Annotated in this window: 19 protein-coding genes; 18 read left to right on the top strand and 1 reads right to left on the bottom strand. The window is 41.9% G+C overall.

The window, feature by feature from the left end:
- The first annotated feature begins 6 nt into the window (after nucleotides 1-6).
- The 6 genes from ACFX4X_RS15440 (at nucleotide 7) to ACFX4X_RS15415 (ending at nucleotide 5332) form a co-directional block, all read left to right on the top strand.
- Nucleotides 7-1401: a cobyrinic acid a,c-diamide synthase CobB gene (locus ACFX4X_RS15440; protein ID WP_377384616.1), complete on the top strand. Its 1395-nt coding sequence runs from the start codon at nucleotides 7-9 to the stop codon at nucleotides 1399-1401.
- 35 nt (nucleotides 1402-1436) lie between these two features.
- The gene (gene cobA / locus ACFX4X_RS15435; protein ID WP_284470938.1) at nucleotides 1437-2246 is read left to right on the top strand and encodes a uroporphyrinogen-III C-methyltransferase; all 810 of its coding nucleotides are present in this window, start codon (nucleotides 1437-1439) and stop codon (nucleotides 2244-2246) included.
- Nucleotides 2225-2788, top strand: coding sequence for a nitroreductase family protein (locus ACFX4X_RS15430; protein ID WP_061462950.1), 564 nt, complete (start codon nucleotides 2225-2227; stop codon nucleotides 2786-2788). The genes cobA and ACFX4X_RS15430 overlap by 22 nt, the downstream gene beginning before the upstream one ends.
- 14 nt (nucleotides 2789-2802) lie before the next feature.
- On the top strand, nucleotides 2803-3339 hold the full coding sequence (locus ACFX4X_RS15425) for a cob(I)yrinic acid a,c-diamide adenosyltransferase (protein ID WP_125162129.1): 537 nt from the start codon (nucleotides 2803-2805) through the stop codon (nucleotides 3337-3339).
- 12 nt (nucleotides 3340-3351) lie between these two features.
- Nucleotides 3352-4869 carry a cobyric acid synthase gene (locus tag ACFX4X_RS15420; RefSeq protein WP_377384613.1) on the top strand — a complete coding sequence of 506 codons (1518 nt, stop codon included), beginning with the start codon at nucleotides 3352-3354 and terminating at the stop codon, nucleotides 4867-4869.
- Between the two features lie 190 nt (nucleotides 4870-5059).
- Nucleotides 5060-5332 carry an HU family DNA-binding protein gene (locus tag ACFX4X_RS15415; protein WP_061462953.1) on the top strand — a complete coding sequence of 91 codons (273 nt, stop codon included), beginning with the start codon at nucleotides 5060-5062 and terminating at the stop codon, nucleotides 5330-5332.
- Nucleotides 5333-5871: 539 nt separating this feature from the next.
- On the opposite strand, the gene ACFX4X_RS15410 is transcribed toward ACFX4X_RS15415, so the two are convergent.
- Entirely contained in the window at nucleotides 5872-6660 is a 789-nt protein-coding gene (locus tag ACFX4X_RS15410; protein ID WP_377384611.1) for a protein kinase domain-containing protein, read from the bottom strand.
- A 342-nt stretch (nucleotides 6661-7002) separates the two neighbouring features.
- Between ACFX4X_RS15410 and ACFX4X_RS15405 the strand changes: the two genes are divergently transcribed.
- The 12 genes from ACFX4X_RS15405 to ACFX4X_RS15350 are packed head-to-tail and all read left to right on the top strand — an operon-like array spanning nucleotide 7003 to nucleotide 18106.
- Nucleotides 7003-7470 carry a flavin reductase family protein gene (locus ACFX4X_RS15405; RefSeq protein WP_377384609.1) on the top strand — a complete coding sequence of 156 codons (468 nt, stop codon included), beginning with the start codon at nucleotides 7003-7005 and terminating at the stop codon, nucleotides 7468-7470.
- Nucleotides 7471-7481: 11 nt separating this feature from the next.
- Nucleotides 7482-8963 (top strand): 4-hydroxyphenylacetate 3-hydroxylase family protein, encoded by a 1482-nt coding sequence (locus ACFX4X_RS15400; RefSeq protein ID WP_377384607.1) that lies wholly within the window; start codon nucleotides 7482-7484, stop codon nucleotides 8961-8963.
- Nucleotides 8964-8994: 31 nt separating this feature from the next.
- Nucleotides 8995-9744: an IclR family transcriptional regulator gene (locus tag ACFX4X_RS15395; RefSeq protein WP_089363078.1), complete on the top strand. Its 750-nt coding sequence runs from the start codon at nucleotides 8995-8997 to the stop codon at nucleotides 9742-9744.
- Between the two features lie 45 nt (nucleotides 9745-9789).
- A complete protein-coding gene (locus tag ACFX4X_RS15390) occupies nucleotides 9790-10350 on the top strand; it encodes a 3-hydroxyanthranilate 3,4-dioxygenase (protein WP_377384605.1) in 561 nt (186 codons plus the stop codon).
- The gene (locus tag ACFX4X_RS15385; RefSeq protein ID WP_377384603.1) at nucleotides 10335-11333 is read left to right on the top strand and encodes an amidohydrolase family protein; all 999 of its coding nucleotides are present in this window, start codon (nucleotides 10335-10337) and stop codon (nucleotides 11331-11333) included. Before ACFX4X_RS15390 ends, ACFX4X_RS15385 begins: the two co-directional genes overlap by 16 nt.
- Before the next feature lie 10 nt (nucleotides 11334-11343).
- Nucleotides 11344-11805 (top strand): RidA family protein, encoded by a 462-nt coding sequence (locus ACFX4X_RS15380; protein ID WP_089363075.1) that lies wholly within the window; start codon nucleotides 11344-11346, stop codon nucleotides 11803-11805.
- Between the two features lie 41 nt (nucleotides 11806-11846).
- Nucleotides 11847-13322: an aldehyde dehydrogenase gene (locus tag ACFX4X_RS15375; protein WP_377384602.1), complete on the top strand. Its 1476-nt coding sequence runs from the start codon at nucleotides 11847-11849 to the stop codon at nucleotides 13320-13322.
- Between the two features lie 17 nt (nucleotides 13323-13339).
- Nucleotides 13340-14122, top strand: a complete 783-nt coding sequence (locus tag ACFX4X_RS15370; RefSeq protein ID WP_377384600.1) for a 2-keto-4-pentenoate hydratase — start codon at nucleotides 13340-13342, stop codon at nucleotides 14120-14122.
- 16 nt (nucleotides 14123-14138) lie between these two features.
- Nucleotides 14139-15020: an acetaldehyde dehydrogenase (acetylating) gene (locus ACFX4X_RS15365; protein ID WP_081108992.1), complete on the top strand. Its 882-nt coding sequence runs from the start codon at nucleotides 14139-14141 to the stop codon at nucleotides 15018-15020.
- Between the two features lie 34 nt (nucleotides 15021-15054).
- Nucleotides 15055-16074, top strand: coding sequence for a 4-hydroxy-2-oxovalerate aldolase (dmpG, locus tag ACFX4X_RS15360; protein ID WP_377384598.1), 1020 nt, complete (start codon nucleotides 15055-15057; stop codon nucleotides 16072-16074).
- The gene (locus ACFX4X_RS15355) at nucleotides 16071-16844 is read left to right on the top strand and encodes a 2-keto-4-pentenoate hydratase (protein ID WP_377384596.1); all 774 of its coding nucleotides are present in this window, start codon (nucleotides 16071-16073) and stop codon (nucleotides 16842-16844) included. The genes dmpG and ACFX4X_RS15355 overlap by 4 nt, the downstream gene beginning before the upstream one ends.
- 26 nt (nucleotides 16845-16870) lie before the next feature.
- Nucleotides 16871-18106: an MFS transporter gene (locus ACFX4X_RS15350; RefSeq protein WP_377384594.1), complete on the top strand. Its 1236-nt coding sequence runs from the start codon at nucleotides 16871-16873 to the stop codon at nucleotides 18104-18106.
- The last annotated feature ends 501 nt before the right edge of the window (nucleotides 18107-18607 follow it).

Here is an 18607-nt window from a genome sequence, read left to right as displayed (position 1 = left end):
ATATAAATGAACGATAGAAGATTGGTGATTGCAGGTACCGGAAGCGGTGTCGGGAAAACGACATTGACCATCGGAATCATGGCAGCCCTCCAGAAGAAAGGCTATACCGTTCAAGGGTTCAAATGTGGTCCTGACTATATTGATCCAACCTATCATACCGCAGTTACAGGACGAATTTCACGCAATCTTGACAGTTGGATGTTTGAACACGATACCGTCCGAGAAATTCTTAACAAAGCAAGTATCGGAGCTGATATCTCGATCATCGAAGGAGTCATGGGTTTTTTCGATGGCAAAAGTCCTTTAGCCAATACAGGATCGACGGCTGAAATCAGCATGATCACCCAAAGCCCTGTCTTGTTGGTAGTCAACTGTGCCAGCATGGCGAGAAGTGCCGCAGCCATTGTAAAAGGGTTTCAGGACTTTTCAACCGGTCCGAACATCATTGGGGTAATTGCCAATCAAGTGGGAAGTGTAGGGCATTACCAAATTGTCAAAGCGGCCATCGAGCAAGAATGCGATGTTCCGGTGCTGGGATATATGAAGCGGGAATTGGATATTGATATTCCTAGCCGTCATTTGGGCTTAATTCCTGCTATTGAGCGCGGGGAACTTGACCCGTTTTTCGATAAGCTTGCACACTTAGTCATGGAAACGATTGATATCGATCAGTTGTACCGTTTGTCCATGACTAGCGCCGTTTCCAGTGGGAATTCAAATATATTTCAGCACCAAAATAAAAAAGGCGTGTGCATTGCCGTCGCAAAAGATGCGGCCTTTAATTTTTATTATCAGGAAAACCTTGAGTTGCTTGAAGCGAATGGGGCAAACATCAAGTATTTTTCTCCATTAAAAGGGGAAGAAGTTCCATTGGATGCTGATGGTTTATACCTTGGAGGCGGCTTTCCAGAGGAATTTGCAGACGAACTTTCTGGTCATTTGGGTACTATTAAATCCATCCGAAGCTCTATTGAAAAGGGGTTGCCGACTCTAGCGGAATGTGGTGGTTTCATGTTTTTGAGCAAATCAATTGAAACAACTTCCGGAGAAACGCACCAGATGGCAGGGATAATACCAGGCAGGATTAAGATGCAGAAAAAACTTGCAGCACTTGGATATCGTGAAATTACAGGAACACAAAGCAACTTTTTGATCAATGAAATTGAGCAGGCAAAAGGTCATGAGTTCCACTATTCGACATTTGAAGCAGATGGTGATCTTACACATGCTTATGAAGCCAAAGGCAGATTCGGTTTGAAACAAGAAGGGTGTGTATTAGGTAACCTTGTTGCCGGGTATACCCACTTTCATTTTGCTTCCAATCCAAAACTTGCAAAGAACTGGATCGATGCTTGCTTAAAACAAAAAAACAGATCTACCCAGGAAACTATCATCAAGTAAAAGGTATTTTTTGAAGATTAAGAGGAGGCACGAGCATGAAACCGGGAAAAGTACATCTGGTCGGTGCGGGTCCCGGAGATCCGAAACTGATTACGGTATATGGACTGGAATGTATCCAAAAGGCGGATGTCATCGCATATGACAGGCTTGTCAATCCAGAACTATTAACCTATGCAAAAGAAAATGCAGAACTGGTGTATTGCGGGAAATCACCAGGGAAACATCATCTCATTCAAAATGAAATTCATGAACTTCTTGTGGAAAAAGCCTTACAGGGGAAAAATGTCACCCGACTAAAGGGCGGAGATCCATTTGTCTTCGGTCGGGGCGGTGAGGAAGCTGAGATACTGGCTGCTAACGGAATTGAATATGATATCGTCCCGGGAATCACAGCGGGTATCGCGGCCCCGGCTTATGCGGGCATCCCGGTTACCCACCGTGAACATGCATCAAGTTATGCGATTGTGACAGGACATGGCCGTGATTACAAGGGACAGGATAACCTGAATTGGCAGGCATTGGCTCAAGGCATCGATACCATCGCTTTTTATATGGGGATAGGTAATATGCCGTTTATATGTGAAAAATTGATGGAGCATGGCAGGGACGGTAAAACGCCAGTGGCTGTCATTGAATGGGGCACGACAGATAAACAAAGGACGATCACCGGTACGTTGAGTTCGATTCCTTTGCTTGCTATTAAAGAAAAAATTCAAAATCCGTCAATCTTCCTAGTAGGCGATGTCGTCCAATTAAGAGAAAAAATCCAATGGTTTGAAAGAGTGATTGAATCAGAATCCATTATAGAAGGGAATGAGTCTGAATGTCCATCATTCAGGAATTGAAGGAACGCAGGGCAATAAGGAACTACGAAGATAAAGAAGTGGAAGATGAAAAAATCAGGATGTTATTGGAAGCGGCTACCTATGCCCCTAACGACCGATTACGTGAACCTTGGGGCTTTTATGTAATCAAGGGTGAAGCGAAGCACCGTTATGAAAGATTGGCAGAAAAGTATTTACATGAACGCTTCCCGACCAAACCAAAATTGATAGACAGTTCACTGGAAGTTGTTAAGACGACACCGCTTATCATCGTCGTGACTTCTGATATTTTGCCTGATGATCCAGATTCATCCGAAGATAATGTATTTGCCTCTTGTTGTGCCGTCCATTCGATGTGGCTTGCCGCAAAAGAACTGGGTCTTGGATTCGTTTGGCGTACTAGAGGAGTGGGTCTTGTCAGGGATGAACGACTTCACGGGTTTATCGGTTCACCGGAAAACAAAAAAGTGATCGGCACCATTTTTGTCGGATATCCGAAAGGGGATCAACCAATTCCTGCTACTCAAAGGACTTCATACATAGAAAAAACAGTTTGGTTATGAAGGTAGGTGAGTGAGTGGCACGCAGAGGATTAATGCTTATTTATACGGGAAATGGGAAAGGGAAGACGACTGCCTCATTAGGGGTGACTTTACGGGCAATCGGCAGAGGAATGAATGTCAAATTCCTTCAGTTCATAAAATCTCCAGAGCGTACATATGGAGAAGCGTTGGCTTTAAAAAAATTAGGCGTTGAAATGGAACAGCTTGGTATTGGTTTTACCTGGACCAAAACACCAGATGAGCATCGAAGCGCATTATCGTTAGCTTGGGAAAAGGCGAAACAGGCCCTTAGTGATCCTGACATTGATTTACTCGTTTTGGATGAGTTGAACAATGCGTTAGCCATATCCAAATTCCCTATTGAAGATGTCTTGCCATTGGCTGAAATCATCGAGGCGATTCGTAATCGTCCCGCTCATATGCATATTGTCATTACCGGTAGGGATGCCAAGCCAGAGCTTATGGAAATGGCGGATTTGGTTTCATCCATTGAGGCGACCAAGCATTATTATGACGAGGGTATCGGAGCTGTCAAAGGATTAGAGTTTTAGGGGGTGAGCGGAATGAAGGCACGGTCCATCATGATACAAGGGACGTCATCTGATGTAGGAAAAAGTTTGATTTGCACGGCATTTTGCAGGGTTTTTTCTAATAAAGGATTACGTGTCGTCCCATTCAAATCACAAAACATGGCATTGAATTCTTATGTAACCTTGGATGGCGGTGAAATCGGACGGGCGCAGGGAGTACAGGCGGAGGCAGCACGAATCACGGCAACAACTGATATGAATCCAATATTACTGAAGCCGAAGAAGGATATGGTTTCGGAAGTCATCGTGCACGGAAAGCATTTTCTTGATATGAATGCAAAAAGCTATCGGAATCATTTTGTCCAAGAAGCCATGCCCATCATCCGTAAATCGGTGGAAAAACTTCAAGATGAATATGACATCATCGTACTGGAAGGCGCAGGAAGTCCAGCTGAAATTAACCTTAAGGACCGGGATATTGCGAATATGCGAATGGCCAAACTCGCGGATGCGGCTGTCATTTTAGTGGCAGATATTGACCGTGGTGGCGTATTTGCTTCCATCATCGGGACACTTGCCTTATTGGACAAAGATGAACGCGATTGTGTAAAGGGGATCATCATCAATAAATTTCGTGGCATGCGTGAACTGTTGGACGATGGCATTGAATGGGTGGAAAAGGAAACCGGGATTCCGGTTCTCGGGGTGCTGCCCTATCTTGACGTGAATATTGAAGCGGAAGATTCACTTGCCCTCTCTTCCTTACGTTTTAAAAAACCTAAAAAGGCTGAGTTTCCGATCGATGTAGCCGTCTTGAGATTTCCGCGGATCTCCAACTTTACAGATGTGGATCCTTTTTTTGATGAACCCGGAGTAGGTGTCCGCCTAGTAAGCAGTGTCCATGAGTTAGGTAATCCCGATCTGCTTATTTTGCCTGGTACAAAAAACACGATGGAAGATTTAGAGTGGTTGAATCGTAGGGGGTTGGATCGGGCCATCAATGAACTGCGGAAACAAGGAACGATGATATTTGGCATATGCGGCGGTTTTCAAATGCTAGGGACTAAACTTTTCGATCCTGACGCGGTCGAAGGTGACGGTGAGAACGCAGATGGGCTTTCGCTTCTTCCGGTGGAAACCGTATTTCAAGCAGAAAAGAAAACGGTACAAATGGAAGGTGTCCTTTCTGCCGGGATAATGGAAGGTCGAATGAATCTTATCGGTTTCGAAATACATTTAGGCAGAACGACATTGAAGTCGCAAGTAAGGCCCTTTCTTTTATTGAAGGATGGAAGAGAAGATGGAGCCATTTCCAATGACAACAAAGTAATGGGAACATATCTTCATGGGATATTCCATAATCGCCTGTTCACTAGATTACTAGTTAACCAAATTCGACGGAACAAGGGGTTGGAAGAAGTGAAGGAAAACGTCCAAAGCGACTCGGAGCGTAGGGAGGAAGCGTACAATCTCTTGGCATCCCATTTGGAGGAAAACATTGATATGGATACCATCTATCAATGGCTGCAGCTTGAAACCACGGAAAGCTGAAAAATGGTCTCGGCAAAATCATTTTATCCTGTTGATCAAAGCCTTTTAACCTATATGAAATGGACTGGAAACACATTGGTATAAGGGTAAACTTCCTTTTAATTAGCCATATTAAGTGACAGACGTATATAAGATATGTTATGTTGTCTTCTCTACATACTTTAAGAATATAAAAGGATGAGGTGTTCATATGAATAAAACAGAATTAGTGAGTAGTGTGGCAGCACAAGCTGAACTAACAAAAGACGACGCAAAAAAAGTAGTGGATGCATTGTTTGAAACAATCACGACTACACTTGCTAAAGAAGAAAAGATCCAACTAGTTGGTTTTGGTACATTTGAAGTGCGCGACCGTGCAGCTCGTACAGGAAGAAACCCACAAACAGGTGAAGAAATACAAATTGCAGCTAGCAAAGTACCCGCTTTTAAAGCAGGTAAGGAATTAAAAGAAGCTGTAAAATAAAAAAATGAACAAAGAAAAACCTGGCGATCAATATTCGCCAGGTTTTTTGTTTACTGCCTGATTTTCATTCCAAATAGGGTTGGTGACAAGATATGGATTATAGGATGTATAAAAGCGCTTGATTTAACGTATTAGTTGGCATAAATCCATCGTGTTGAAAATGTGGTGATTTTGGATGATGATGGCTATTTAATCTTTCTTTATCATTTGACCAAAGAAAGAAAATAAGCTCACTCCATGAAAAAAAGGGAGACAGTCATGGAATGTAACACAAATGAAAAGAATTTATAGTACTTATTAATAAGGTTAAAACTGAGGCTATGTTAGGCTAAATGAATAACAAGCTTTAAAACCAAAATAAAAGAGGTGATAAATATGTTGAAAAAGATAATGAAAAAAATCAAACAACTTTCCCAAGGCAGCAGTGAGCGAAGGCATGGTCATTATCGCCGAGGCAGCAGTAGCAGCAGCAGAGGGTATAAACGATCTCCCATGAGTGGAAGTGACCGCTACAAGAGAAAAGGGCGGGGCAGTAGCAGCTAATTCAATTCCTTTGTCTCTAATGCTGCATGCAGGTCCATTGAGATTTCTTGGATATCAGAATAAGGTTCTTGGATGCTTAATAACCTTTTGAGTATGTGCTCGGTATCTTTTTCCAACGAAAGCTCTTCTGTCCAAGGGAGAGCCATTTTATTTTTGGAAGTGTATGTCGTATAAAGTACATATAAGAGTATTTCTCCCAAGTCGTAAAAATCCTGCCTTTTCAGCTGCAAAATGGCTTCTTTTGCGAGATCGGCCGAAACGGCACGTTTAGACAAACCAAAGTCTATCAAAATGGGCTGATTGTCTTTAAGTAAGATATTTGGTATACGTAAATCTTGATGGAAAATATAATGGCTGTGCAGATAAGATACTAATTCGACCAACTCACCAAGAAATAGTAGAGACTCTTTCTCATTGAACGTTATATGATTCAAAAAAATATGGTCTTCCAAATTATCCCCTTCAATGAAATCCATCACAAAATAATAATTTCCGTCATGTGAAAATTTCTCGTGAAATTTAGGCATTTCTTTATGGTTTAACATTCGTAATATGGAGATTTCATTCTCAAACTGTTCAAGCTCTTTTTTGCTGCGGCGTTTACTTGTCCGGAGCTGTTTGATTACGGTATTCACATTCGTTTTTAAATCAATGCAAAGATAGATAATACCGTAGCTACCTGTTCCTATTACAGCCGTTACTTCGTAGCGGTTTTTCAAAACCACGCCTTTTTTTAAAGGTATATCCACAAAAAATTGATAGATCTTTCGAATGGAACGCAACATTGAAACTTCCCTCACCACTTTCATATATTTGAGTGGAAAACTCAAAAGACCATTATGATAACTAAACTGGAAATATGAATGATCATGGATAGTGTACCATTGATTTTTGATATTGCGGTAATGAAAGTCTTTTCTTCGGTAGTGTCCTTTTACACGATATTCAATAAAATGTTGATCAATATATCTATGGAAATAAATTCCCTATCAATGAAAAAAGAACAAATTAAAGATGACTATTGAAAATAAAAAATTTTCGTAATTTCATATTATGAAATTATTGGATTTTTTAAATTTTTAAGTTTAATATAATGAATTCATAATCAAAGAGTAGGAGGTGAAAAGATGGATGGGCGCGAGTTAAGAAATTGCTTTGGTAAATTCCCAACCGGAGTTACGATAGTGAGCTGGTTTGATGGGAAAGTTCAAAATGGCATTACTGTGAATTCATTCACTTCGGTTTCCTTGGATCCCCCGCTTGCTTTAGTGTCAATTCATAAAGAAGCAAAAGCCTGCAATAGCATGAAAGATAGAGCATTTACCATTAACATTTTGTCGGATGAACAAGAATCCATTGCATGGCAATTTGCGGGCAATAAACGGGAAGCACTTGAAATTGACTGGGATAACAAGGGGATTTCACCAAAAATAAAAGGAAGTGTCGCCTGGATGGAATGCAAACCATGGAAAGAATATGATGCGGGTGATCATGTTTTGTTCATAGGTGAAATCCAGGAATTACATTTCGAATATTTGGAAGCGCTTACTTTTTATCAAGGGAAAATGGGGTCTGCTAAACAACTCGTAAAATAAGGGGGATTCTTATGGGCATTAAAACCGGCGAAGAATATATTAATAGAATTAAATCCAGAAAGCCAGAAGTCTGGCTTGGTGGAAGAGTGGTTGAGGATATTTATAATGAACCAATTTTTAAACAGCCGATACAAGAAATTGCGAAGTTGTATGACATTCAACATGACCCGGAATATCAAGGTGAAATCACCCACATTTGTAAAGAAACCGGAGAACTTGTTAATAATGCTTTTTTATTCCCGAAGACTTCGGATGACCTGCAAAAAAGAAGTAAGTTATTTGAAGTGTATGCCAGGATGACATATGGACTTATGGGGAGAACGCCTGACTTTTTAAATGTTGTAGTCACTTCCATGGCGCATAATTCCTGGTTTCTTGATAAATACAACAAAGACTGGTCTAAGAACATCAAGGATTATTATACCTATATTCGTGACAATGATTTATTCCTTACGCATGCAATCATTAATCCTCAAAATGATCGAAGTAAGGAATCTCATGAGCAAAAAGAAACATATACACACTTGGGGACCGTTGAGGAAAAAGAAGAAGGAATACTTGTCCGAGGTGCAAAAATGTTAGCAACCCTGGCTCCCATTACTGATGAAGTAATTATCTATTCTTTCCCGGGATTCACACCAGGAGATGAGCGTCATGCGGTAGCATTTGCGCTGCCGATCGATACGCCGGGACTGCGCATAATCTGCCGGGAACCAATGCAGGACGGAACACGCTCGATGTTTGACCATCCACTGGCCTCACGCTATGAGGAAATGGATGCCCTGCTTGTATTTAATGATGTATTGGTTCCTTGGAATCGCGTCTTCTTATACAACAATGTAGAGGCGGCAAACCGCTTGTATCCAATGACAGGAATCGCTGAACAGCCTGCACACCAATCAGGTGTCCGTGGATATATTAAACTGGCATTTGCCGTTGAAGTTGCTTGTAAAGTGGCAGACTCTATCGGAGTTGATGGATTCCTGCATGTCCAACGTGATTTGGGTGAACTTGTTCAATCCGTCGAAGTCATCCGTTCACTGCTTCGGGTAGCGGAATATGAGTACACGATTAATGACTACGGTGAGGCCCGGCCAAATCCAGATGCCTTGGAATCGATTCGCGGTTTCCTTCCAGAGATGTATCCCCGTGCCATAGAGGTTATCCAGACAATTGGGGCTGGCGGGCTGTTGATGTCACCGACAGGGGCGGACTTTGATAATCCGGAATTGCGCTGTGATATCGATAAATATTATGGAGGACGAAGCGGAGTTTCAGCGGAAGAACGCGTACGGGTGTTTAAACTTGCCTGGGATTTATGCGGGGAAGCATTCGGGCAGCGCCTCCTTCAATACGAGCGCTATTACACGGGTGATCCAGTTCGGAAAAGAGCCATTTTTTATAATAAATATAAGAAAAACAAAAACTTCACCATGGTAGATGAAGTGCTTAACAAACCGATACAAGTAGCCATCGATGCGATCAACCAGTAATTTTAATAGTTGAATAGGGAGGGGGGGCGTCATGATTTCGTCCGTTGAGAAGGTAATAAAGATACTTGATTTATTCACTAATGAAGAACCCTCACTTGGAAATAAGGAAATTGCTGAAAAATTGAATATGAGTCCAAGCTCATCACATCATCTCGTGAAAACGATGTGTAAGGAAGGGATGCTGATCCAGGGCAAAGATCGAAAATACCGGCTTGGGTGGAAGCTACTTGAGTGGAGCAGTAAAGTCATGTATCAGCAGGATATTCATTATGAAGCAGGACCTATTTTAAGTAATCTTGTCCTGCAATTTAGAGGGAATTCTCATATTGGAATGTTTCACGAAGGCGAAGTCAGGTTTGTGATGAAAATGTCGTCCCCTCATGCTGAGCATATGACCACATATATAGGAGCAAGAAAACCAGCGTATTGTACGAGCAGCGGGAAAATATTACTTGCTTTTAACCCATCCTTTATTCAGCCTACGCTTGCAAAAGGGCTTTTGAAGCACTCAACAAATACGATTACTTGCATTAACCAATTGAATGAAGAATTAAAGGCCATCCGCAAACAGGGATTTGCGATCAGTGATGATGAAAATGATTTTGGGTTATACGGGGTTGCTGCCCCCATTAAATCCTACAATGGTCAAGTTATTGCAGCACTTAACCTTGTCGGAGATCGAAATTATATGATTGGGAGAGAGAAGACGAATATTATTCAATCTGTAATTCGATCGGCACAAATGATTTCAAAACAGGTTGGTTATATGTCGTTAGTGTGAATTTTCGCAAATATTACGAAAATGAAAACGGGAGGTAGTTTATTTATGAAGGGATATGCTCAATCTTTAAAATTACAGGCTAGATCATTAAATGTAATGAAAGCTATTGAAGACAATAAAAATTTATTGAAGCCGCCGGTTAATAACAAAGTACTTTGGGAAGATTCCGAATTCATTGTCATGCTTCTGGGTGGCCCGAATTACAGGCGTGATTTTCATGTTGACCCTTCAGACGAGTTATTTTATCAGATAAAAGGCTCCTGCTATGTAGAATGCATTACCCAAAACGGCGAGCGTGAAGTAGTGGAGGTGAAAGAGGGGGAAATGTTCATGCTGCCAGCTGATGTACCCCATTCCCCTCACAGGGTATCGGATACATACGGCATTGTTATAGAGCGCAAGCGTGCAATAGATGAGCTTGAAGATTTCGTTTGGTTCTGTGGGAAATGTAATCATGAGATGCACAAAGTTACGATCCAATTGACGAATATTGAGGTTCAGGTGAAAGAAGCCATTGAGGCTTTCAACGGAAGTAAGGAACTTCGCACTTGTCATGAATGTGGTCATGTTATGTCAGAAAACGTTGAGGCTTGGAAATGCGAATAGACTTTCATACTCATATTCTGCCATTGGATCTGCCGGACTTAACCGGAAAATTTGGTCAGGGACGCTGGCCGGTGTTAGAGCAGAAATGTTCATGCGGGGCGGATATTATGGTAAGCGGGAAGCTGTTCAGGAAAGTGACTGACCAGGTATGGGACCCGGAAAAACGCATTCAGGATATGGATGCCGAAGGAGTCGATATGCAGGTGCTGTCACCGGTGCCAGTGACATTTTCATACTGGGCGCCAATAGACCAGGCGCTATACATGTCCCAATTCCAGAATGATTTTATTGCTGAGACTGTGAACAGGCATCCTGACAGGTTCATCGGTCTCGGGACTGTTCCGCTTCAGGATTTGAAAGTGGCAATTGGCGAAATGGAACGCTGTAAATTTGAACTTGGTTTGGCGGGGATTGAGATTGGTACAAACGTAAACGGAGAGAATCTAGATTCACCTGTTTTATTAGAATTCTTCCAAATGGCTGAAAAATGGAATGTCCCACTGTTTATACACCCTTGGGAGACAATGGCAAAAGACCGAACGGAACGGCATAACCTTATGTATACAATCGCGATGCCGGGTGAAACCGCACTGGCGGCAGCAAGCATTTTATGGAGTGGCGTCATGGAAAAGTTCCCGGATCTGAAACTATGTTTTGCTCATGGCGGGGGCTCATTCCCATATATTTTACCGCGGATTGATCAGGGATGGGAAGTATGGCCTGATTTAAGAAAAACCTCAATGCCGCCAAGCCATTATGCACAAAAGTTTTATTTCGATTCCCTGAACTATGATATCCGGAATATTCAGTATCTGGTTGAACGTTTTGGTTATAAGAAAGTGCTGATGGGTTCCGACTATCCATTTTTATTAAGAGAAAAGCCTCCAGGTAAAGTAATTGATGACGCTCTAAATCTTTCAGATGAAGTGAAAGCGAATCTTCTTGGGAAAAATGCATTGAGGTTTTTAAATTTGGAATCGTGAGGGGAGAAGCATGGAAAAACAGATTAAAGCACCGGAACAAGTTCTTGAGGAACTTGGAATCATGCTTGATATGCCAAGGGAAGCGGTCGGCAACTACGTCAGCCACGTACGGGTGGGAAATTTGATTTTCACATCCGGACAAGGTGTTGATGATTTTCACGGCAAGCTTGGCAAAGAGCTGACGGAAGAGGAAGGGTATCAGGCAGCGAGGCAGTCAATGATTAATCTTCTGCGGGTGCTGAAGGCTGAGCTTGGCGAACTATCCAGAGTGAAGAAGATAGTCAAAATTCTCGGCATGGTTAATTCAGCCGAAAATTTCACAGGACAGCCTAAAGTTTTGAATGGCGCATCAGACCTGCTTGTTAACGTGTTTGGAGAGAGGGGAAGACATGCTCGGTCAGCGGTGGGAATGGCCCAGCTTCCAAATAATACTGCAATTGAAATTGAAATGATTGTGGAAATACAAGATTGAGACCTTTTGCAATTATCTCAATAAAGAGAGAGGGATGTTTCATGCAAGCAGCAAAAGATAGTATAAATACTGTTAAATCAATAGATTGCCGGCACTTTATTAACGGGGAATTCCTGAATCCAAATCAATCTAAAACTTTTGACAATATCAATCCCGCAACGGAAGAAAAACTTGGATGGGTTGCTGAAGGAGGAAAAGAGGAGGTGAATCAAGCTGTTTCTGCAGCAAGGCATGCGCTTAAAGGTCCTTGGAAATCTTTTACCGATAATGAACGCTCTGCGGTTCTAAGGCGAATCGGCGATCTCATTTTAGAAAAGAAAGAAGAACTGACCATGTTGGAAACCCTCGATACAGGGAAACCGTATAGCCTTGCACTAGAAATGGACATCAAGCGTGCAGCTCACAATTTCCACTTTTTTGCTGATTATATCACTACACTTGGTAATGAATCCTACAATCAGAACAACATTGCCCTTCATTATTCGATTAGACGACCCGTAGGGGTGGTAGGGATGATTAATCCTTGGAACTTACCATTGTTATTGTTGACATGGAAGTTGGCACCATGTCTGGCAGCCGGCAATACTGCGGTTATGAAACCAGCTGAACTGACCCCGATGACAGCGACAAAATTGATGGAAATTTGTAAGGAAGCCGGAGTTCCGGACGGGGTAGTCAACCTTGTGCATGGATATGGTGTAAATTCAGCTGGAGCTGCTCTAAGCGAACATCCTGACGTTGATGCGATAACATTCACTGGGGAAACAAAAACGGGAACAGCGATTATGAAAGCTGCCGCGCCCACGTTGAAAAAAATCTCTTTTGAACTGGGCGGGAAAAATCCGAATATTGTGTTTGCAGACTCGAATCTCGATGAAGTGATCGAAACGACATTGAAATCAAGCTTCATGAACCAAGGTGAAGTTTGTTTATGTGGATCACGTATCTACGTTCAGCAAGGTTTATATGAAGAATTCCTTAAAAAGATGGTTGTGCGTACAGAAAAATTGAAAGTCGGGGATCCGTTTGATTCCGAAACGGAAGTAGGAGCTGTAATAGGAAAAGAACATTATAAAAAAGTGATGAGTTACATTGATCTGGCGAAAGAAGAAGGAGCGAAAATATTAACTGGAGGAAGAAGAGCCGGTCCGTTTGAAAAAGGTTTTTTCATTGAACCGACAATTATTGCCGGAGTTACGCGTGAATCCCGTTGCGTACGGGAAGAAATTTTTGGTCCTGTGGTAACGGTCATGCCTTTCGAAACGGAAGAAGAGGTACTAGTGCACGCTAATGATACTCATTACGGACTGGGGGCAACGATCTGGACCAATGATTTAAGGAGGGCGCATCGTGTCGCTTCTAAAATAGAAGCGGGCATTATTTGGGTGAATACCTGGTATTTACGTGATTTGCGCACACCTTTTGGGGGCATGAAACACAGTGGCATCGGCCGTGAAGGTGGGTCCCATAGTTTCGAATTTTACAGTGAATTGTCTAACGTCACGATTAAATTATAAAGAAGGAGGGAAGCATCATGATCGTTAGTTTAACAGAATGGTCTGCCAGGTTTTTGAAAGCGGAAAAAACAGGAATAGGAATTTCGGCCCCCACCAGTGAAATTCCGGATTTGGATGTGGAGGATGCCTACCAAATTCAGCTTGAAACCATTCGAAGCAAAATCCAGTCCGGTCTGGAAGTATCAGGTAAGAAAATAGGCTTGACTTCAAAGGCTATGCAACAGGTTCTTGGAGTAAATGAACCAGATTACGGACATTTACTTAATGGGATGAAAGTGCAAAATAACGGATATATTCCCAGATGCCGGTTAATTCAACCGAAAGTGGAGGCAGAAGTGGCTTTTATTTTAAAGAAGGATCTGCACGGTCCAAATATTACGGTTGATGATGTAATCGAAGCCACTGATTATGTGGTTGCTTCGATCGAAGTCGTTGATAGCCGTGTGATGGACTGGAAGATTAAACTCCAGGACACTGTGGCGGATAATGCATCATCGGGCTTATATATTCTGGGAGATCGCAAAATTCACTTGAGTGAAATCGACCTCCCTTCCATTCAAATGAGCCTATATAAAAATGGCGAATTCATGAACCAAGGGACAGGTGATGCAGTACTTGGAAATCCAGCAACGTGCGTAGCCTGGCTCGCAAATAAACTAAATGGGTTTAAAGGTTCATTGAATGCGGGCGAAGTAATTTTATCCGGTGCATTATCCGCAGCAATCGAAGCGAAACCAGGTGACCGTTTTTCTGCTGACTTTGGAGATAAACTTGGAAAGGTCTCGGTTAATTTTGAGTGAAAGGAGCCCAGCGGCCTTGAAAAAACTAAAAGTAGGCATTATTGGATCAGGGAATATCGGCACGGACTTAATGATGAAAATTCATCGGTCGGATGTTCTCGAAATGTCGGTAATGATTGGTATCGACAAGGAATCAGAGGGTTTGAAGAAGGCTAGGATGCACGGACATCATGTCATTGAAAATGGCATGGATGGATTTTTGGAAAAGTCTGAACTTGCAGACATTTTATTCGATGCCACATCTGCGAAGGCGCATGTTTTTCACTGCGAAGCCTTGAAAAAGATGAACAAGAAGCTGATAGACTTGACACCTGCCGCGATCGGACCGTTTATCGTTCCTTCCGTGAATTTAAAAGAAAATTTGAATGAAGCGGTTGTTAACATGATTACATGCGGCGGTCAAGCGACAATCCCTATCGTTCATGCAATCAGTCAAGTGGCCCAAGTCGAATATGCCGAAATAATTGCGACAATTTCCAGCAAGAGTGCCGGTCCCGGAACTCGGGCTAATATTGATGAGTTTACCCAAACGACGGCAAGGGCCCTGGAACAGGTGGGTGGAGCAAAAAAAGGAAAAGCTATCATTCTGCTAAATCCGGCCGAACCGCCCCTCATTATGAGGGATACCATTCATTGTCTGCTTCAATCAGATTCCTTTGATGTGGAAGAGATAACAACGTCTGTCAATAAGATGGCGGAAAAGGTATCTGAATATGTTCCAGGTTACCGTCTTAAGACAGAGCCGATATTTGATGGGAAACAAATAACAGTCCTTCTGGAAGTGAAAGGGTTAGGAGATTTTCTTCCCGTATATGCAGGTAATTTGGATATAATGACGGCCTCAGCTGTAAAAGTAGGGGAAGAGATCGCTAAAAGCCAATTCGAACATTATGTTTGAAAAAAGTAATCGGAACTGTAAAGGTGGGGTTCATTTGCGTAAAGATGTATTGGTGACTGAAGTTGCATTGCGGGATGGGAGCCATGTAGTGGCACATCAATATACAATCGATCAAGTAAAGAACATGACTGGGAAACTTAGTGCTGCAGGTGTCCCTTATATTGAAGTGTCGCATGGAGATGGCCTAGGCGGATCATCCTTGCAATATGGATTTTCAAAAGTGAATGATATTGAATTGGTGGAAGCCGCTGTTGAAGCTGCCGGAAAATCGATTATTTCAGTGCTTTTAATTCCTGGTATCGGGACAATTGATCAATTAAGGGAAGCTGCTCACGTTGGGGCGAAAATGGCGCGGATTGCAACCCACGTAACGGAAGCGGATGTCTCAAAGCAACATTTGGAAGCTGCGAAACATCTCGGTATGGAAGCAATCGGGTTTTTAATGATGTCTCACATGGCATCACCGGAAAAACTTCTTGAGCAAGCCAGTTTAATGGAATCTTATGGAGCAGATGCTGTGTATGTTGTTGATTCCGCTGGATCTTTTTTGCCAAATGAAGTCAAGACGCGGATCAGGTTATTAAAATCAAAACTGAATATCGATATCGGTTTTCATGCTCACAATAATTTATCTCTTGCTGTGGCAAATTCCCTTGTGGCAATTGAAGAGGGGGCAAATAGGATCGATGGCAGCATTCGCTGTCTCGGTGCAGGTGCTGGTAATACCCAGACCGAAGTGCTTGTTGCCGTGCTGGATAGGCTGGGTATCCGTACTGATATTGACTTATATAAAATGCTTGATCTTTCGGAGGAAGTTGGAAATACGATCATGCCAAAGCCCCAGGAAATAACAGACTCGAGTTTAATCATGGGTTATAGTGGCGTTTACTCCAGTTTTTTATTGCATGCAAACATAGCGGCGAAAAAGTATGGAGTGGACGCCCGGGATATTTTGATGGAGCTGGGTCGACAAAAAGTGGTTGGTGGTCAGGAAGATACCATAATTGAAGTAGCTGAGCAAATGGCGCTGCAGAAGGAAGGGACTTTAAGATGAAACTAGTTCAACTAGCAAAAAGGGTAGCCGAATCTCAAAAAAATGGCCGTGAAATGGATAAGCTTACATTATCCAATCCTGAACTAACAGTAAATCAAGCATATGAAATTCAGAAGTTGAGCATAAATGAGACGATCACTGGTGATAACAGATTCATCGGGTGGAAGATGGGCTTGACCAGCAAAGCCAAACAACAGCAAGTAGGGGTAGAAGAAGCGATCTATGGCAGGTTGACATCTGCCATGGAACTAACCAAACCAGTATTAAAAGTTGGGGAATTCATTCATCCAAGAGTGGAACCCGAATTTGCTTTTTTATTCAAAGAAGAACTGAAAGGTGCAAATATAACGGCGAAAGATGTCTGGCCGGCTGTAGAATGCGTATTTCTAGCTTTAGAGATTATTGACAGCCGTTATAAAAATTTTTCCTTTACACTTACAGATGTAGTAGCGGATAATGCATCCTCAGCTAAGATTTTGCTTAGCAATCAAGCTTTTTCACCGTATCACACGGACTGGGCTCAAGCAGAAGTTAGGCTTTATCAAAATGGTGAAATACAAAAGAAAGGTCTTGGAGAAGCTGTACTGGATCATCCGATTCATTCGATTGTGGAACTTGTAAAAATGATTAGCCGTGAAGGACTCTCCATCCAGGCTGGAATGATTGTTTTAGTGGGCGGGATTACAGATGCCATTCCCATACAGGCAAACGATGAAGTTATAGCTGATTATGGTGAATTAGGGAAACTGACTTTACATGTTATAACGTGAACTAAGGGCTAAGAGGAGGGAATTAATTGCGTGAAGTAAATGCTTCAGAAGTGGTGGGTAATAGTAAATTTGGCCGTTTTCATTTAATGGTCTTTATGTGGTGTTTGTTCGCAATTACCTTCTTTGATATAGCCATGTATGGAGTAGGTTTGCCTTTGATGATGGAGGAATGGAACTTGACGCCAGTGGAAGCTGGCGGAATAGCAAGTTATTCATTGTTCGGAATGATGGTAGGAGCCCTTATTTTTGCACCCCTGGCGGATAAAATGGGGAGAAAAAGAGTGCTTGCCATTTGCATCTGTATATTCAGTGTTTTTACATTACTTTCAAGTTTTGCCCCAAATCCTGCCTTTTTCTCGATTATGCGATTTATAGCAGCCTTGGGAATGGGAGGATTAATGCCAAACGTTATCTCCTTAATGGCGGAATACTCACCCAAAAAGAACAAGGTGCTCATTGTAACCTCTATGTACTGTGGATATTCCATAGGAAGCATACTGGCTTCTTTAATTGGAATGTATGTGATGGAGCAAATGGGCTGGAGGGTTTTGTATTGGATTGGGGCGCTTCCCTTATTGGCACTTCCTTTTTTCATGAAGCAATTTCCTGAATCCCTTTCCTATTATGCTATTCGAAAACAAGGGGTAAAGCTTGCCGGAATTCTGAACCGCATTGATCCAGAGGGCGACTATAAAGATTTGGACGATTATGAGTTTGCCAAAGTCCAAGAAAAGGCAAAGGGCTTTCCAGTCAAGAAACTCTTTGAAGATAAGCGTACTCTTAGTACATTTGCGTTTTGGGTAGCTGCCTTTAATTGTTTACTTATGGTATACGGACTCAATACATGGTTACCAAAAATCATGCAGCAGTCCGGATACGGCCTTACATCCAGTTTATCTTTCAATCTTATATCGGGGATTGGGCAAATTGGCGGATCGATAATTGGAGGGTACTTAGTTGGGAAAATGGGCCATAGAAGAGTGCTTGTATCCCTCTGTGCCATTGGTACGGTCTGCTTTGTAATATTAGGATTAACCTCAAATGTAGTAGCATTATATATTTTAATCGCTTTTGGAGGTGCCTGTACAGTGGGTACGATGAATTTGGCCAATACGTATATTTCCGAGTATTATCCACGGGAGATAAGGACCACCGGGATAGGTTGGGCCTTGGCGTTACTGGTTGTAAAAGAGAGGTATGGTAGCTATGATAAACCACAGATGGAGGAAAATATAAAACTAAAAGCAACATCGAATGTATAAATAATATTATGCTTTCTTCGGGTAGTAGATTGCCTATATGTCAGGTGACAGACATGCAGACTGTTCCCTGACATATAGGCCATTTTTTAGAAAAAGAATTCACGAGTGAAATCGTCAAATTCACGAGTAAACCGACTGAATTCATGAGTAAACTTTCCGAAATGAATACCCCTTTTGTTATAGTATTTGCTGGGCAATAAATGTGGTAATCTCCTTACAAATATGTGGAGGTTATTTTATGTGATAAAAGGGAAGCAACAAAAAGTAGTCCCGAAAACACAGTTTTTATCGTGTATTTGGAGCTACTTGACGTTTAAATAATTACTTTGCTTATTTTCTTTAGTGCTGCGACATATATTTTAAATTATATTTTTCGAACATCTGAAATTGACGTTTATGATTTTGGTACAACTTTTGGCTTAACCTTAGGATTATCTTTTCTAGACGTAAAGATCACTAAAGAGATAAGAATGTAAAGGGTTGGTGGGAGTCAGAAGTTCT

Source organism: Peribacillus sp. YIM B13481, from assembly GCF_042787985.1.
Lineage (GTDB): Bacteria > Bacillota > Bacilli > Bacillales > DSM-1321 > Peribacillus > Peribacillus simplex_A.
Note: the sequence above shows the minus strand (reverse complement) of the source record. Positions and strands in the feature narration are given on the sequence as shown.

Coding starts and splice junctions, on each gene's coding strand:
- ACFX4X_RS15415 (WP_061462953.1), top strand. CDS start 5,060: ATGAATAAAACAGAATTAGTGAGTAGTGTGGCAGCACAAGCTGAACTA.
- ACFX4X_RS15440 (WP_377384616.1), top strand. CDS start 7: ATGAACGATAGAAGATTGGTGATTGCAGGTACCGGAAGCGGTGTCGGG.
- ACFX4X_RS15420 (WP_377384613.1), top strand. CDS start 3,352: ATGAAGGCACGGTCCATCATGATACAAGGGACGTCATCTGATGTAGGA.
- cobA (WP_284470938.1), top strand. CDS start 1,437: ATGAAACCGGGAAAAGTACATCTGGTCGGTGCGGGTCCCGGAGATCCG.
- ACFX4X_RS15375 (WP_377384602.1), top strand. CDS start 11,847: ATGCAAGCAGCAAAAGATAGTATAAATACTGTTAAATCAATAGATTGC.
- ACFX4X_RS15370 (WP_377384600.1), top strand. CDS start 13,340: ATGATCGTTAGTTTAACAGAATGGTCTGCCAGGTTTTTGAAAGCGGAA.
- ACFX4X_RS15405 (WP_377384609.1), top strand. CDS start 7,003: ATGGATGGGCGCGAGTTAAGAAATTGCTTTGGTAAATTCCCAACCGGA.
- ACFX4X_RS15430 (WP_061462950.1), top strand. CDS start 2,225: ATGTCCATCATTCAGGAATTGAAGGAACGCAGGGCAATAAGGAACTAC.
- ACFX4X_RS15400 (WP_377384607.1), top strand. CDS start 7,482: ATGGGCATTAAAACCGGCGAAGAATATATTAATAGAATTAAATCCAGA.
- ACFX4X_RS15395 (WP_089363078.1), top strand. CDS start 8,995: ATGATTTCGTCCGTTGAGAAGGTAATAAAGATACTTGATTTATTCACT.
- ACFX4X_RS15355 (WP_377384596.1), top strand. CDS start 16,071: ATGAAACTAGTTCAACTAGCAAAAAGGGTAGCCGAATCTCAAAAAAAT.
- ACFX4X_RS15390 (WP_377384605.1), top strand. CDS start 9,790: ATGAAGGGATATGCTCAATCTTTAAAATTACAGGCTAGATCATTAAAT.
- ACFX4X_RS15410 (WP_377384611.1), bottom strand. CDS start 6,660: ATGTTGCGTTCCATTCGAAAGATCTATCAATTTTTTGTGGATATACCT.
- ACFX4X_RS15380 (WP_089363075.1), top strand. CDS start 11,344: ATGGAAAAACAGATTAAAGCACCGGAACAAGTTCTTGAGGAACTTGGA.